This window comes from Streptococcus sp. FDAARGOS_520, assembly GCF_003812685.1.
Classification (GTDB): Bacteria; Bacillota; Bacilli; order Lactobacillales; family Streptococcaceae; genus Streptococcus; species Streptococcus agalactiae.
On sequence record NZ_CP033810.1, the window covers coordinates 774,540 to 789,718 of the forward strand.

Genomic DNA, 15,179 nt, shown 5'->3' on the forward strand with positions numbered 1-15,179 from the left:
CAGACTCAGGTTAATCAAAAGGTAGTTCCTACTTATTTTTATGTTACAATAGTCTCAAAGACTAGCCGTTTTTGACTGACTTCATACTATGTTAAAAGCGTCAGCCAAGAGAAAAACTCTATATAGAAAATAGAAAGGATTTGAATACGGGACTAATTTTCTAGAAGAAAAGATGAACTTCCTAATGTCTGACGACACTTCGTCGTTCCCTATTTCTTTACGAAAATTTTCGGTAAACCGAACCGTCCCTTTGTATCATCAATTATGATTATCAGACCTATGCAGGACTGCGACCGTGAGGCAGTTCTGACCTTACAAAATACTGGCTGGACTGCTCTTACCTCTCCTGTCTATGACCGCAAGTGGACTGAGAGTGATTTGGAGAAGAATCTGGCAAATGGCATGTCCTTCTTTGTCGCTGAGGTCGATGATAAGATCGCTGGCGTCTTGGACTTTGGTCCCTACTATCCTTTCCCAGCTGGCAAGCATGTTGCCACTTTCGGCATTCTCATCGCTGAACCCTACCAAGGTCAGGGACTGGGTAAAGCTCTCTTGAAAGCTCTGCTAACTGAGGCTAAAGCTCAAGGTTACATCAAGATTGCCATGCATGTCATGGGCAATAACAGCAGAGCCATTTCCCTCTATCAAAAATACGGGTTTACCGAAGAGGCTCGAATCACTAAAGCCTTTTTCATTGAAAATCATTATGTTGATGCTTTAATTTTCGCAAAAGATTTGGAGAATAATCATGGCTGACAATCTTGCTCTACGTATGCGTCCTCGCAATATTAATGAAGTTATCGGGCAGCAACATCTCGTTGGTAATGGCAAAATTATTGATCGAATGGTTGCAGCTAATATGTTATCTTCCATGATCCTATATGGCCCACCAGGTATTGGGAAGACTTCTATTGCTTCTGCTATTGCTGGTACTACTAAATATGCCTTTCGTACTTTTAATGCCACTGTTGATAGTAAAAAACGTCTTCAAGAAATTGCAGAAGAAGCTAAATTTTCTGGTGGCTTAGTTTTATTACTTGACGAGATTCATAGACTTGACAAGACAAAACAAGATTTTCTTTTACCTCTACTTGAGAATGGCAATATTATTATGATTGGAGCAACAACTGAAAATCCTTTCTTTTCAGTAACTCCTGCCATTAGAAGTAGGGTACAAATTTTTGAGTTAGAACCTCTTTCTAACGAGGATATTAAAAAAGCCATTCAGCTAGCAATTTCCGATAAAGAACGGGGATTTCCTTTTTTAGTGACAATTGATGATGAGGCGCTAGATTTTATTGTTACCGCCACAAATGGAGACCTACGATCTGCTTATAATTCCTTGGATCTAGCAGTCATGTCTACTTCTCCTAATGAAGATGGTAGCCGTCATATTAGTCTAGAGACAATGGAAAATAGTCTGCAGTGTAGTTATATTACAATGGATAAAAACGGAGATGGGCATTATGATATCCTATCAGCCTTACAAAAATCAATTAGAGGTTCTGATGTCAATGCCAGCCTGCACTATGCCGCTCGTTTAGTAGAAGCCGGAGATTTACCTAGTTTAGCAAGACGTTTGACCATTATTGCTTATGAAGATATCGGCTTAGCTAACCCCGAAGCACAAATACATACTGTGACTGCATTGGAAGCTGCCCAACGCATTGGTTTTCCAGAAGCTCGTATTCTTATTGCTAACATTGTTGTGGATTTAGCTCTATCACCTAAATCAAATTCAGCCTATTTGGCTATGGATGCAGCTTTAGCTGATTTACGTCGTTCAGGAAATTTACCTATTCCACGTCACCTAAGAGATGGACATTACAGCGGTAGTAAAACCTTGGGCAATGCAAGGGATTACAAGTACCCTCACGCCTATCCTGAAAAATGGGTTAAACAACAATACTTACCAGATAAACTAGTAGGACATAATTACTTTGAAGCCAATGAAACTGGTAAATACGAACGCGCACTTGGTTCAAATAAAGAGCGCATTGATAAGCTCTCAGACTGATTGCTAGTTTTAAAAATCGCAATCGATTTCAAAAATCGATAATTTTGCTTGAAAATTTTATAAAAAGTGGTATCATAAAGACATAGAAACATTGCTGTGGCATACGAATCCACATCTAAGTGTTGACCGACTATTTCTTTGTATTTCGGGAAACGAAGTCATCTCTAGTGCGCAAGCCGTTAACACGCGGAAGCCACTTAAAGAGGTGCGAGTTACCCACCTGCTTATTTTGTGCGGGATCAATACAAAAAGTGGATCATCGGTGCCAATACAGCTTCCTAGCCTCCTTAGCTCAGTTGGTAGAGCAGTAGACTCTTAATCTATGGGTCACAGGTTCGAGCCCTGTAGGGGGCATTAATAATATTGTCAAAAACCTTGATTTTAAAGGTTTTTTTCTTTGTTTCAGCAGATTTGTTCTAAATTTGTTCTAGAAGATATTCTTTAAAAATTAGCTTTAAGATACTAAACTTCTGACCGTTTCATATTCCTTATTTATTACTTCTGTCAAGACGTGACCATAAGTTTCAAGTAACTGTGTAATATCCTTATGACCCATTAATCTTGCAACTACCCAAATATCTACACCTTTTGCTAATAAGTAACTTCCATAAGTATGCCTTGCACCTGTTGCAGTCATTTTTGAATTAATATTTAATATTTTTAAAACATTTTTAAGACTTTTATTTATCGCACTATTTGTCGAAACACCATATCTATAGTCATAAAATATTTGATTATTCATGTTTACAATTTTTAAGTTTTTCAACATAACTTGCTGATCATCCTTCAAATCTCTTAAGATTAATGCTAAAGATTGACTAATAGGAATAGTGCGGATAGAAGTTTTTGTTTTAGGTGGACTAAAAGTTCCCTTATCGCCACTAAATCTTCGATACGTCTTAATTTCTAGATCTTCAAAATTAACATCATCCCAAGTTAATGCTAAAGCTTCACCCACTCGTAAACCTGTTTTAAATAGCACCAGTAATAAATAATAAACGATACTATTTGAATAATCCAAATTGTTTTCTAAATAAGATATCACTTTCTTGTAATCAAAAATACTATGTAGATATTTATCATCTGCATCCTTAACAAATTTCCTACCAGCTATGACAACTCCATCAGTAAAATCAGATAATAAGACACCATCTCTTTTAGCAAATTGGATAGCTTTTTTTATATCTGAATTTAACCTTCTAACATGGTTTTTAGTGTATTTTTCAGCGTACGTATTTAATTTCCTCTGATACGCACTATGCTTTATTTTATTTACTTTCTGATTTCCAAAAAGTTTACGAATAACAGAACCTCTTGTAAAATATTTGTTCTTTGTAGTCTCTGCTAGATTGCTAGGCTTTATAATTAAACTGTACCATTCAAACCACAAATCATACAATGTTATATCAGAAGATATAGAATTTACTAATAACTTTTGTTGCTCTATCCTCATAGCTTCATTCATAGCTTCACGCTTTGTCTTAAAACCTGAACCAGAAGCAACTAACTCACTTTTTTCATTGAATATTCTATAATCCCATAATTTCTTTTTACCTCTTTGTCTATATGTTGCCATTTTACTCCTTTCTTAGACATCAAGGAATTTATCCTCAATATTATATCATTTAACTATTTAATAAAATAGAACCAAAATTATCTTCAAAATATTTTCTAGCTTTTGTTGCTAATATTTTATATCGACTACCTTTACCTTTCGGATAAACAATAAAACCATTTGGATTAATTGATAAATCTACTTCTTTTTTTATATCTGGATTTAACAAAATATCATTAATCAATTTTGACCTTCCAATTCCCAATAACTCTTGCAAGTTATCAATATCCCACCACTTGCCTTGTTCATTATCACTTAATAAATTTAAATATTCTTCTTTTGAAATAATAACAACATCATCTGGTACAGGAACACTCACATTAAAAACCTGTTGCATACTCATCCTCCTTATAACTTGCTTAATCCGAACGTTATTTGTTCCAGGTAATTAGGTTTTCCACTTTAAAACCGAACTATTTTTCAGTTGCAGTTTTAATTTAAAATCCATATCCCCCGAACATTATTCTTTAATAAAAAAACAAACAAAAAAAGCCATGAAATTAATCACAACTTTATTTCTATCAACTTCTTATCCTTCAAGATCATTTAATATTCTTCTTAAAGTACTTTTTATTTCTTCTGCTTCGCTATAACCGACATCCTCAAACCTAGATAATTCCCTTTCAAAACTTGAAATTGATTTACGTAATTTTGATATTTCATCATTTTTAGGTTGATTTGATAAATCGACTATTTTTTCCTCTAAAGAATTAACTTTTAAGCCTAACATTTGATTTTCTCTGCTTACTTCACCAAACTTCAAAATTAATTCATTAGCAAAAGCCATTTTTTCAATAAGTTTATCTCCATTTTTCACATGATTATAAACTTCTTCCTTTGACTTTTTCTCAATAAGCATTTCATCACGGATATATTTAGTATCTTCTTTAACATATGAGTTTTTTTGAACTAATTCTTGTTTATTCTTTTCAATATTGTTTGATAAATTGCTTTGTATCAGAACATATTTATCATATTGATTTGTCGAAATTTTGGAAAATTCGTCTACCAATTTCTCTTGACCTTCTTCTAAAAGCTCAAGTTCTCGTTGAATAGCTTTATTATCCCTAGAGTTTGAAATCAAAACTCCCACATTTGTAAAAATAATTCCTACAACACCACCTAAAGTAGCCCAATCCATTACTGAATAATCCCCTATCATTTTTTCTCCTATTCTATCACATTTTATTCCAATCTGTATTATTTAATTAAAAAAGCCATGAAATTAATCATGGCATTATCTTATTTTTCACTTTTCTTTTTGAAAAAGGTTAAATACTTTTTTATATTATCTTTAAAACCAATCCAAACTGCTCCAGCAATTAACAAGAGACCTACTATTGTAAAGATAGTCTTACCCTCACCAGTTTTTGGCAATACTTCTATTTTTCCATCTGATTTTTTAATTGCTACAGTACCGTCTTTTTGAACATTTCCACCAACTTCAGCAGCATCTTTTAATTGCGTACCTGATGGTGTCTGTACTAAAACTTTACCATCTTGAGTACCAATGACTTGATCTCCTGTTACAGTTGTAATAGGTTGATTAATAGTTGGCTTTGTTACTGGTTTTATAGATGATTCTGAATGATCACTAGGTTTATTCGTAGAAGGTTTGTCAATACCGGCATTTGGTTTAGTACCATTATCAGTAATTCCATCTACTGGATTTGTTGTACTTGATGATGGAGTACTTGAATCTGTCGTACCTGTTGTTTGATCTGTACTTGGTGTTGGTGCACTTGGTTCTGTGGTATCTGTTATTGGATCTGTACTTGGTGTTGGCGCACTTGGTTCTGTGGTATCTGTTATTGGATCTGTACTTGGTGTTGGCGCACTTGGTTCTGTGGTATCTGTTACTGGATTTATACTTGATGGTGGTGGCATTATAGAATCAGATACACCTGCATCTACCCCTGATAGCATTATAGTATCACCTCCACTAGTTACAACATCTGCACTTGCTGATAAATTACCAGCCATTAAAAATAGTCCTGAAACAGTAATTAAACTTAAAACTTTTACTTTTGACATAAATTTTCCTTCTTTCTTAAAATACTACATTTACAGGTGTACCATGTACACTCGCAATCTCAAATTGGTCTGTACCTAATACATAATTACCAGCTAAACTTAATTTGTCTCTTTTATCTGTTACTAAATTAATAGTAAACTGATAAACATTACTCGCATCTGACTCATATACTTGTAAACTTTCCAAATCAAAATGATAACCAGCCATCAACATGGTTTTTACAGTTTGGGCAACTGTAGGATTTGTAATGGATAATTTATTTTGATAATCACCCTTAATATCTGATTGTGTTGGGATTTTTACAAGGTAATCAATAGGTACAGTTATAGATCTTTTAACCTTCTCCTTTTCCTTATCAGATACTTGACGATCACTAGCTTCCAAAGTAGATTTTGCTTCTTTAGTTGAATCATAAGACTTAACCTTATGTTTCGGTTCAACTCGTTCAACTTTTGTATGATTACCACTTGTTTTAATCACTGGATTATCTTTTTGAATAACTTTATAAACTATAAAAGCCATCACTAACACCATTAAAAATAAAACTATTTTTCTACGTTTCATTAACTACCTACCGTTTTCACTTTATCAGACAATTTATAACCAGCTTTAGAGGGATTATAAAAACTATAATGCTCTTTTTTTAATTCTAAAGTAGAAACATAACGATAATTCCATGAATATGGTCCAAATCCTCTATTATCTCCAGAATAAGTTGAATAATTTTGCTCTACTATTAACATATCGCCATTTTCAAATACATGACTAACCACTCCAGTATGCCCAGCACTAGAAGTACCTGAACTTGAAAAAACAGCTCCAGAAGATGGAGTATTTTCAGAGCGTCCACCGAATGCAGATACCCAATTAGAAACAACCATATTACCATTTCCCATTCTTTGCGTTGGATGCATTCCGCCTTTAAGCCATAAACCATACATCAAACTTGCTGAAAGATCTGTACATTGACCACCAGTAGAAGCTATCGCATTCCATCCACTAGACGTTCGATAAAATAAACCAACTGACTTAGGATCTATTGCATACTTTTTCAAATCACTTGGTAATTGATCTGGTTTCCATGCATTATAAGAAGTGTATTTAACTTTCCCTGACTTATCTTTACCAAATAAGCCCTGTACCGCATTACTAGCTGAATCACAAAGAGATAAAACTGTAGAATCAGAAATTATATCGCTCTTACCAGACGAGGACGTTTTTGAACCACCACCAAAACTTTTAGAAAATTTTTCTGCATCAAATTTATATTTTGAACCATTAAATATTTCATAGGCTTTTTGCCCATCCGCAGTCTTTTGAGCTTTATTAATATATGCAGTATTTCCTCGTTCGTAAGCATTCCAAACTAAAGTGGCCTGCTTGGGATCAGTCATCTGTGCCATCTCTTCAAAAGAATGATTTCCACCTGATAAATCCATTGCTTTATTCCAGTCTCCTGATTTAATGGATTTCATAACAAAGGCATTCATGGCATCTGCATCTTCCCATTTGGGATCGCCTAATGGGGCATACTTTGTGAAAGGTGTGATTTGATAAATACCACCTCCAGCTTCAGTCGTATAGTAAGATAACCCAGTAGGTCTCACATTAAAGGCAATTGAATTTGTTTTTAAATCATTACCATAATGCCCTTCTGCTCGACCTATCATAGCAAATCCACCTTCTGAATTAACCCAACCAACAATCCCTGATGCACTCGCACCAGATAAGCCTTTACTTACCCAAGCATTGAATACCTTCTCTGCTGTTTGATTTGCAACTGTTCCCTTTTTTGTCCAATCACTATTGGAAGCATTCTCACTTGAGGTTTCAACTTGTGAAGATACATCTGGTGTAATTTGACAATCTTGTTGAGAACTTGACGAAGCAGTCAACAATAAAACCAATAAAAAAGGAAATACAATCAGTATTCCCAAACAGCCTAATTTTTTCTTATGTTTTACTTTAGTTCCCTCCTTTCAAACAAAATAAAAAAGCACCAACAAAAATTGATACTTTAAACCACTATGAAATATGATATAATAATGAAGCAGAAAAGTTAAGACGGTGGCTCTTATTTCTGAAAGGTAGGTGGTCCCATGGGCAATTCATCAAAATCCAACAGAAAGGAGGAGCTAGATTTGTCTACCTTTGAGGTCTTAACACTCATGTTTATAGCAGGTAACTTCGTTATCGCTCTCGTGAAGTTAGTCCTTGAACTGGTAAAATCGACAAAAAAATAACCGTCTCAACTTTGGCGAGTTAACGGTTATTTTTTAACGGTTATTTTCTGCCACCGTCTTAAACGGTTCTGCTAAGCAGTTGTTAGAAGCAACTGCTTTTTATTTACAATTATATTATACATAATCTAAAAAATAGTGTCAATTAATATATAGTTTACTAAACCTCTCAATGTCATAAAACTCCTTGTACTACTTACCTTCTCTCAGCTTTTCTAGTTCTTCCAAAACTTTTGACTGTCGTTCAAGATTATGTTGCTTTCTAACTTCCTTAGTTTTACTGGCATTAAATCCCTTTTCAAAAGCATTTTTACCATGATTTTTTGTCATGGATACATCACTATTAAATTGACTTAATTCACCCTCTAGCTTATTAAGCTTTCGCTGTTTTAATGGTGAAGTATAGTTATTTGAATGATTTTCTATATCATTTGTTATCATATCCTGATTTGTTAATGAAGTATCTCCATCTCCTTCTTGAAACGTGTGATTATCCGACTTAACATTTTTTAAAATTTCCTCTGTTGAATTACCTTCTGATATAAACGATAGCTCATAAGAAGATTCCTTTCCCAATTGTTCAATCCTTTTACTTGCTTCTTTAGGTAACTCTGATTGATATTCACCTTCATTAGTCAGCTCAGCCTCTTTAGAAATAACAGTATCATCCGCATTAGCTTCATCATACTTATCAGCATCATTAGTTTTAGACTGACCATCATCTAAATTAGCTTGTTGTCTTTCTTTGAAAGCATTCCAATTATCTTGTGCATTCATCATTGTACCAACACCATAGCCAGCTCCCATCATGGCAAGGCTTGACATATCGTGTGCCCTCTCATAAATGGATTTTGGCGTAATTCCTAGATTTTCTGCTTTTTCATTAATTTTATCTACAGACTGATTAATGACTTGAGAAGCTCTAGACCCTATAATCAGTCTTAAGAAAGTTTCTTTATATTTCCAAATTCCCCAAAACACACAACCTTGGACGAAAACTGTTATTAGCAACATAAACAGTATTGCCTGACCTTTAAAATTACTACCACTAAGCAGGGAACCATCTGTAAATTTTTTCTTAACAAAGGTGGCTATTAAAGTTTGAGTATAGAAGACTATCAAGGTTAAAAAACCAGCTAAGGCAGGAAAGGAAACAGCCCCAAACATGACTTTCAAAACATTGAAAATGATATCTTGCATTCTAGGCAAAAATGAAACTAATAAAGCTAATGGAAAAATAAACATTAATATAATCACTAAAACATCTGCCATAAAAGCAATTAACTGAATGAGTATTAATGGAACTGCGAGTATAACCGCTTCAAAAATCTTTAAGATAACATAGCCTGATTTTATCCAAAGATAATCATTTACTGCAGAAAGCCATCTATTTTTTTCCTCCCCTTCGGTTGCCTTATCTCCCAAATTATCAGTATAATTCAATATATCCTTTTGTTTTGGAGTGATAAATTTACCTGATTTATCGTACTTACCTAAAACTTGTTCGTTATCAAACTTTTCTTCTTTACCTGTTTGATTATTGTGAAACTTACCATTTAACTGACCAGTATTGACAAACAAATAAGCCGTATAAGAAGTTTTCATCACATAATTATCAGCTACTGATGATTTTTGTGTGATCTTTGTTTTACCACCTGATGGATTATCCAGTGATAAATTAGTTACCGCATCTGAAAACGAACCAGCTAGTTGATGAACGGTATCTAAAATATAAATACCACCTGATGTTGATTGAATCGTACCAAAGTAACCCATACCTAAAATGATAACCACGAACAAGTGGATCAAACGTTTAGAAAAATCTCCTTTTGAAAAAAGATATGAAATAAATATTGAAAAAGCTGAAATCGCAACCAATAAATAAAGCAAGGAGCTTGTATAAGACCCATTACCTGATAGATTTTCCCATAATTTTTGAGACGAATGATAAACTGTTTGTTTATAGGTATCATACAAACTGAAATTTTCAAAAAAGCGTAGAATAACAGAAAATAAACCAACAATCAAGTTAAGTAGGAAAAAGGGAAAATTAACAAAAACATCTAACAAAATGCTTTGAGCTCCAGTCTCAGCTCCGTGAGTTATCTCCATATAAGCCTTTAACGCAAATATATCCACATCTTTTACCTTCGCAAAGGTCGAAGCAATCAAACCATCATCTATTTTGTCCATCTGATTACCTCCCTTCTACGAAGCATATTTATTTTCAAGGTGACTTGATACTGTTTTCTTCATAGGTTTTAACAATGGATCAATATCTGGATGAATGTTATGTATCGAAATCATATTCAAGTTACCGTAAACATCATAATAAAGACATTGACCTGAAATCATATTATCAATCCATTCTAGATTCTTAGGTGTTACTTCTAAACCAACATGACTTAAAATATCTTCACGTTCCGATTTTTCATAAAATGAAAAAATTGTCCCAAAGCCGGTCGTATCATCATCGTTTTCTGCATCATGAACCGATTGAGATACTAGCATCAACACATTATACTTAGAGCGACCAACACGACGCATAGACTTGATAACAGCCTTACCTTCTGAGGATTGCATAAGTACCCATGCTTCATCAAAAATTTCAACTGTTTCATCATCACTACGCTCACCAAAATGCTTACAAAACGCACCTAAAGCAAACATTAAAGCAATCGAATTACTTTCATGATCAGATATATGATCTGAACCGTCCTTAGGCAATGATAAATCCGCAACTTCTAAAACTGTCACACGTTCTTCGTAAGAAAGACCAGCAACATCACCATCTGAAAATGCCAACTCTAAAATAGAATTCTGAATAATAGCTTTAAAATAACGACCAACTGACTGAACTTCATCACTTTCAGAATCAATAAGAACTTCAATAACCTGATTAAAACCAACGACTTCACCAGCTTCACGTTTTGCAATGACTTGACTAATTGCTTCTGTTAAAGCTGTTGTTTGATCTAATTTAATCTCTGTAGCGTTTTTTAACAAATAAAGCAACATATTTTTAGCCGTTGAGGAAGCACCTTCCTTATCAAGAATAACAATAGGATCTAATACACCATGATTTTCTTTGACAGAACTATCAAGAGTGACAAAATTCGTTTCCTCAATTTGCTTCTTACGTAGAGGAAACTTACGTGCATACTCTGGATCAGAAACAACTTTTAAATAGTGTTGCCGTAGTTCTCGTTTAGGGTCAACATAAAGGACACGAACATTTTGTTGAGCAGTATGTAAAAAGATCATCTGTGCTAAGTATGATTTCCCTTGACCTGTCGCCCCAGTTATAATCACGTGAGGATTTTTAGTAACCTTACCAGCAACATCTTCTTTATTCGCGACTGTCGCATTAAATAAGACAAGATTTTTAGATCCCATAATAGCTTCGTCAATAGAATCCCAAGCAGTTAAACGATTATCTACTCGTCCAATATACCAACCAATCCTGTTACCTGATTGGGTATTTGTAAAAAAGCATCAACTCCGAAAAACCTCGAGCAGTTACTAAATGATTCCACTTACGAGTTGTTTTTTGTAAATCTTGACCATAAAGTAACGCTTGAAATAAATATGGTGTATCATGACTGGCTTCATAAACATTGACTTTCATATCATCAAAGTAACTTAAAATGGCATATCTACGTTGTTTTAGTTGATTTAAACTAGAACCAGCAACTACCAAATAACAACCATACTCTATGATTTCTTCCTTATTTCCAACTTTTTTCATAAGATCCTTAAGCGAATATGCTCCCATCAAGATATCATCTTGTTGAACCGTATTTGTGTTATAAGCTTCTTTCATGATTTGATCATAGCGTGTATTTGAGCGACCCATAGTGCCACCCAATTTTGTCTTATCTATAAATTCCGCTTTAAATCTTAATTCAACCGGAAAACTCATTCTTTGAACTAGTTCACCAAGATGAAAGCCATTAAATATGGTAGAGAACCGACCTACTGGAAGAACGGATACAAATGAACTCCCATAAGCACTCTCCAATTTTAAAAAACCACCTTCTAGTGATTTAATCAACGTATCTGTCACATTTAACATATTCCGATTAGCTATAACCTCACTTTTAGTATGGGGAACATATCTTAAAAATTGCATCCGTTGATAATAAAATAAATCAACATCCGTTAATCTTTTGGCTTTCAGGGTAGACAATAAACTATAGACAAGTAATTCTTCTTCTGAATGTTCTTTATACCAATCTTCATCTACTTCTACCTCATAACCAGCTAAAGAAGCGAAGTTTGATGCGATAGATTCAAACTGATTATAAATAAATTCTTTTATATTAGCATTGTATTGCCCTTTACCAAGATCAACTCCAATTAACCAATCAAACTGATACGGTATCTCCATTTCATGTGTTAACGTATCAACTGTAAAATCGAGTGTTTCTAACCCTAATTCTTTAACATCATCTGCTAGATCCGCTTCAAAATCCGACATTTTTTCACCAAGAAGATAATCTTTTGGTATTAGACTTCCTGCGAAACTAAAATCCTAGTTCACGGTTGATCATTCCAGCAATCAAATTCATTCGTAATCCAAACCGTTTGCGTCGATTTCGATAGGTTGTTGAAAATATTTTAAACGTTTTTACTTTGGCAAAATATTCTCAACCTTGATTCTCTCTTTGGATAGCGTATGGTTATAGGTTTTATCTTCAAGAGTTAGTGGCTTAAGTTTGCTTGATTTCCTCGGAGTTTGCGCTTGTGAATACATCTTCATGATCCCTTGATAACCACTGTCTGCCAAGATTTTAGCAGCTTGTCCGATGTTTCTGCGACTCATTTTGAACAACTTCATATCGTGGCAATAGTTCACTGCAATATCCAAAGAAACAATTCTCCCTTGGCTTGTGACAATCGCCTGAGCCTTCATAGCATGACATTTCTTTTACCAGAATAATTCGCTAGTTGATTTTTTAGGACGATTGATTTTTACCTCTGTTGCATCCACAATCACCGTATCCTCAGCACTAAGATGAGTTTTTGAAATCGTAAAACCACTTTGAATAAGAGTTGATTCAACCCATTGACTTCGACGGATTAAGTTGCTTTCGTGAATGCCAAAATCAGCCGCAATTTGTTCATAAGTGCGGTATTCTCGCATGTATTGAAGAGTAGCCATGAGGAGATCTTCTAAGCTTAACTTAGGGGTTCGGCCACCTTTTGCGTGTTTACGTTGGTAAGCTGTTTTTAACACAGCTAACATCTCTTCAAAAGTAGTGCGCTGAACACCAACAAGGCGCTTAAATCGTACATCAGTTAATTGTTTGCTTGCTTCATAATTCATAGAACTATTGTACCATATTTTGTTTCGCAGGAAGTCTATTAATGAAATATCAAAATTTTTATATTTAGCTAATTTTTTGATAACCTGTGCTACTTTCGTTTTGTGACTATCTTTCTTATCACTATCTGTAATAGTGATTGGGGTATTTGGAATACGATAGTATGCGACAACAACTTTATCTTTTCGTAAAGCTAAATTCTGATGTATTCTATCAATCGGATATTCCAATTTTTTTACCATCTGATCTCCTTTCTTAGTCTTTATATTTTCGTTTTCTCAAAAACTATTTCTTCTTCAATATCAACACGTTCTCCTTGATAGATACCTTTTTTATTTAACCCAAAATCTTTGAGATAAACCAGATAATCCCACAAAAAGATATGCATCTTTTTTCCTTGCGGTTCATATTCTACATAAAATTTCGCTAACTTGCTTGGAACAAACCAATACAAGAGCATTGAAACGGAATGCGTTAAAGCATTTAACACCTGCATTAATGGAGAACATACCGTCAGCATCAACATTAAGATGATAAAGAAAACAATAAAAAATGATAACTGCATAGGTGTAGAAAAATACCAAATCACTTTGCCTTTTGCCGTTTTAACTTCCTGAATCCAGTAAGGAGCATTCAAGCCCCTGCTGTAATCAAAATATTTTTCTTCTTCCATAACTTATAACTTATAACCCCGTCTCAACACCAAACCAGCGAAGCATTCCACCCAAAAAAGATAGAATCTGTTGACCTTTAAGCATTGATACAATAATCGCATAAATAGCTAAGGTTGAGAAAACTTTTAACCAATTAGCTTCTTTCCAATTCTTAATAATTATAAAGACAGCAATTACACTAATGAGGTAAATCCCATCACCTTGAAAAAATTGCTTTAGTCCTGAAACGTTGGGACCACCTGCTAAAATAACACTATTCACTTTTACTAAATTCATTTTTTCCCTCTCTTACACCTCTATTTAAAATAATGATACATCTCTTCAACATACCAACCATTGTCTGCTTTAAATAAATATAATGTAAAGTTTTCTGATCGTGTGCCACCTGTTACAAGATCTTCAAAAGTTACTGATAATTGCACGACTTGATGCTTTTTTTCTTGATAATAAATCGCATTATTAAGATCTAGCTCACTAACTTTAAATCCTTTCCCCATCAGTTCTGGAGTTTTCATTAACAGTTTCAAGTCTGTCTTGTTACTTAAGGCATATTTATTAAAGAAAACTGGTAAAAACTTTTGAATAGAACTTACTTGTTCTTTCGATAGTTCCTTGACTTGATCTAATGTTTTCTTCTCAAATGCTTTAGATTTACCTAAATACAAATCTTCTGCCACAGTATAAGGTTGACTAACGATTGCAAGCAATCCTCTTTGCATCTGAAAAGGAACAGCCAAGTTCATCTGATATGATTTTTTATCAACTTCATAACCAATACGCATCAAAGCTATATAGTAATCTTTTTCTTTTTCAACACTTATTAAACGTTGTGTCTGCAAAGTCCTAGACTTTCTAACATCATCTGTCATACTGGCAGTTGAGAAAGAATAATAATTTTCTAATTCTGTTTTTCTTTGATCTGCAGTATCTTGTGAATAGTTGATATAGTAGTAGACAAAATTATTCATGTAATACTGAATTCTAGATATATCTAATGAATCATCAGTTTTCTTATGTTTTGACTTTTTTTCTACAGCAATAACTGTTTCTTTTAAATGTTGTACCTGATTAGATAAGCCAATTGCCCTCAATGATCCAAAAAATCCTACAATAAATAACAAACCTAAGATACCATAGACAATAAAATTGGCTGTCCTTTGCTTTACTTCTTTTGTCTTAGGCTGTTTACCTCCCTCTTCTTTCTTTGTATATCTCAATAGAAACTTTTTTATTTTTTGTATATCAATCATTTAACCCCTTTCTATAAAATA

General features: G+C 33.9%; 13 protein-coding genes, 1 tRNA gene, 1 other RNA gene and 3 pseudogenes. 5 read left to right on the top strand and 13 right to left on the bottom strand.

Annotation, left to right across the window (positions count from 1 at the left end; genetic code table 11):
• The first annotated feature begins 264 nt into the window (after positions 1 to 264).
• From EGX96_RS03995 to EGX96_RS04010, 4 genes are all read left to right on the top strand, one after another.
• Positions 265 to 756, top strand: a complete 492-nt coding sequence (locus EGX96_RS03995) for a GNAT family N-acetyltransferase (protein ID WP_000586891.1) — start codon at positions 265 to 267, stop codon at positions 754 to 756.
• Entirely contained in the window at positions 749 to 2,017 is a 1,269-nt protein-coding gene (locus EGX96_RS04000) for a replication-associated recombination protein A (protein WP_000774760.1), read from the top strand. Before EGX96_RS03995 ends, EGX96_RS04000 begins: the two co-directional genes overlap by 8 nt.
• Before the next feature lie 88 nt (positions 2,018 to 2,105).
• Positions 2,106 to 2,298, top strand: a non-coding RNA gene (gene ssrS / locus EGX96_RS11315) — 6S RNA.
• Positions 2,299 to 2,371: transfer RNA gene (locus tag EGX96_RS04010), tRNA-Lys, on the top strand. It begins immediately after the preceding RNA gene.
• A 100-nt stretch (positions 2,372 to 2,471) separates the two neighbouring features.
• Here EGX96_RS04010 and EGX96_RS04015 read toward each other — a convergent pair.
• The 6 genes from EGX96_RS04015 to EGX96_RS04040 form a co-directional block, all read right to left on the bottom strand.
• On the bottom strand, positions 2,472 to 3,593 hold the full coding sequence (locus tag EGX96_RS04015) for a site-specific integrase (protein WP_000257255.1): 1,122 nt from the start codon (positions 3,591 to 3,593) through the stop codon (positions 2,472 to 2,474).
• A gap of 49 nt (positions 3,594 to 3,642) precedes the next feature.
• On the bottom strand, positions 3,643 to 3,969 hold the full coding sequence (locus EGX96_RS04020; protein ID WP_001188031.1) for a DUF771 domain-containing protein: 327 nt from the start codon (positions 3,967 to 3,969) through the stop codon (positions 3,643 to 3,645).
• Between the two features lie 192 nt (positions 3,970 to 4,161).
• Positions 4,162 to 4,794, bottom strand: coding sequence for a hypothetical protein (locus tag EGX96_RS04025; RefSeq protein ID WP_000578743.1), 633 nt, complete (start codon positions 4,792 to 4,794; stop codon positions 4,162 to 4,164).
• 80 nt (positions 4,795 to 4,874) lie between these two features.
• Entirely contained in the window at positions 4,875 to 5,666 is a 792-nt protein-coding gene (locus tag EGX96_RS04030) for an LPXTG cell wall anchor domain-containing protein (RefSeq protein ID WP_000048871.1), read from the bottom strand.
• Positions 5,667 to 5,682: 16 nt separating this feature from the next.
• Positions 5,683 to 6,231 carry a hypothetical protein gene (locus EGX96_RS04035; protein ID WP_000829082.1) on the bottom strand — a complete coding sequence of 183 codons (549 nt, stop codon included), beginning with the start codon at positions 6,229 to 6,231 and terminating at the stop codon, positions 5,683 to 5,685.
• Complete coding sequence (locus EGX96_RS04040) at positions 6,231 to 7,604, bottom strand: phage tail tip lysozyme (RefSeq protein ID WP_000511832.1); 1,374 nt, start codon at positions 7,602 to 7,604, stop codon at positions 6,231 to 6,233. The genes EGX96_RS04035 and EGX96_RS04040 overlap by 1 nt, the downstream gene beginning before the upstream one ends.
• A 231-nt stretch (positions 7,605 to 7,835) precedes the next feature.
• Between EGX96_RS04040 and EGX96_RS11185 the strand changes: the two genes are divergently transcribed.
• Complete coding sequence (locus tag EGX96_RS11185; protein ID WP_228775696.1) at positions 7,836 to 7,910, top strand: hypothetical protein; 75 nt, start codon at positions 7,836 to 7,838, stop codon at positions 7,908 to 7,910.
• Between the two features lie 189 nt (positions 7,911 to 8,099).
• Here the strand turns inward: EGX96_RS11185 and EGX96_RS04050 are convergent, their stop codons facing one another.
• The 7 genes and pseudogenes from EGX96_RS04050 to EGX96_RS04080 form a co-directional block, all read right to left on the bottom strand.
• Positions 8,100 to 10,100, bottom strand: coding sequence for a hypothetical protein (locus EGX96_RS04050; protein ID WP_000357668.1), 2,001 nt, complete (start codon positions 10,098 to 10,100; stop codon positions 8,100 to 8,102).
• A gap of 15 nt (positions 10,101 to 10,115) precedes the next feature.
• A pseudogene (locus tag EGX96_RS04055) lies at positions 10,116 to 12,387 on the bottom strand (ATP-binding protein).
• Between the two features lie 46 nt (positions 12,388 to 12,433).
• Positions 12,434 to 13,236, bottom strand: a pseudogene (locus EGX96_RS04060) (IS5 family transposase).
• Positions 13,237 to 13,272: 36 nt separating this feature from the next.
• Positions 13,273 to 13,476: pseudogene (locus EGX96_RS11320) on the bottom strand (hypothetical protein); the annotation flags it as partial.
• Between the two features lie 20 nt (positions 13,477 to 13,496).
• On the bottom strand, positions 13,497 to 13,907 hold the full coding sequence (locus EGX96_RS04070) for a conjugal transfer protein (protein ID WP_000390747.1): 411 nt from the start codon (positions 13,905 to 13,907) through the stop codon (positions 13,497 to 13,499).
• A gap of 10 nt (positions 13,908 to 13,917) precedes the next feature.
• Positions 13,918 to 14,184 carry a hypothetical protein gene (locus EGX96_RS04075; RefSeq protein WP_001055037.1) on the bottom strand — a complete coding sequence of 89 codons (267 nt, stop codon included), beginning with the start codon at positions 14,182 to 14,184 and terminating at the stop codon, positions 13,918 to 13,920.
• Positions 14,185 to 14,204: 20 nt separating this feature from the next.
• On the bottom strand, positions 14,205 to 15,158 hold the full coding sequence (locus tag EGX96_RS04080) for a conjugal transfer protein (RefSeq protein WP_000565540.1): 954 nt from the start codon (positions 15,156 to 15,158) through the stop codon (positions 14,205 to 14,207).
• Positions 15,159 to 15,179: the final 21 nt, after the last annotated feature.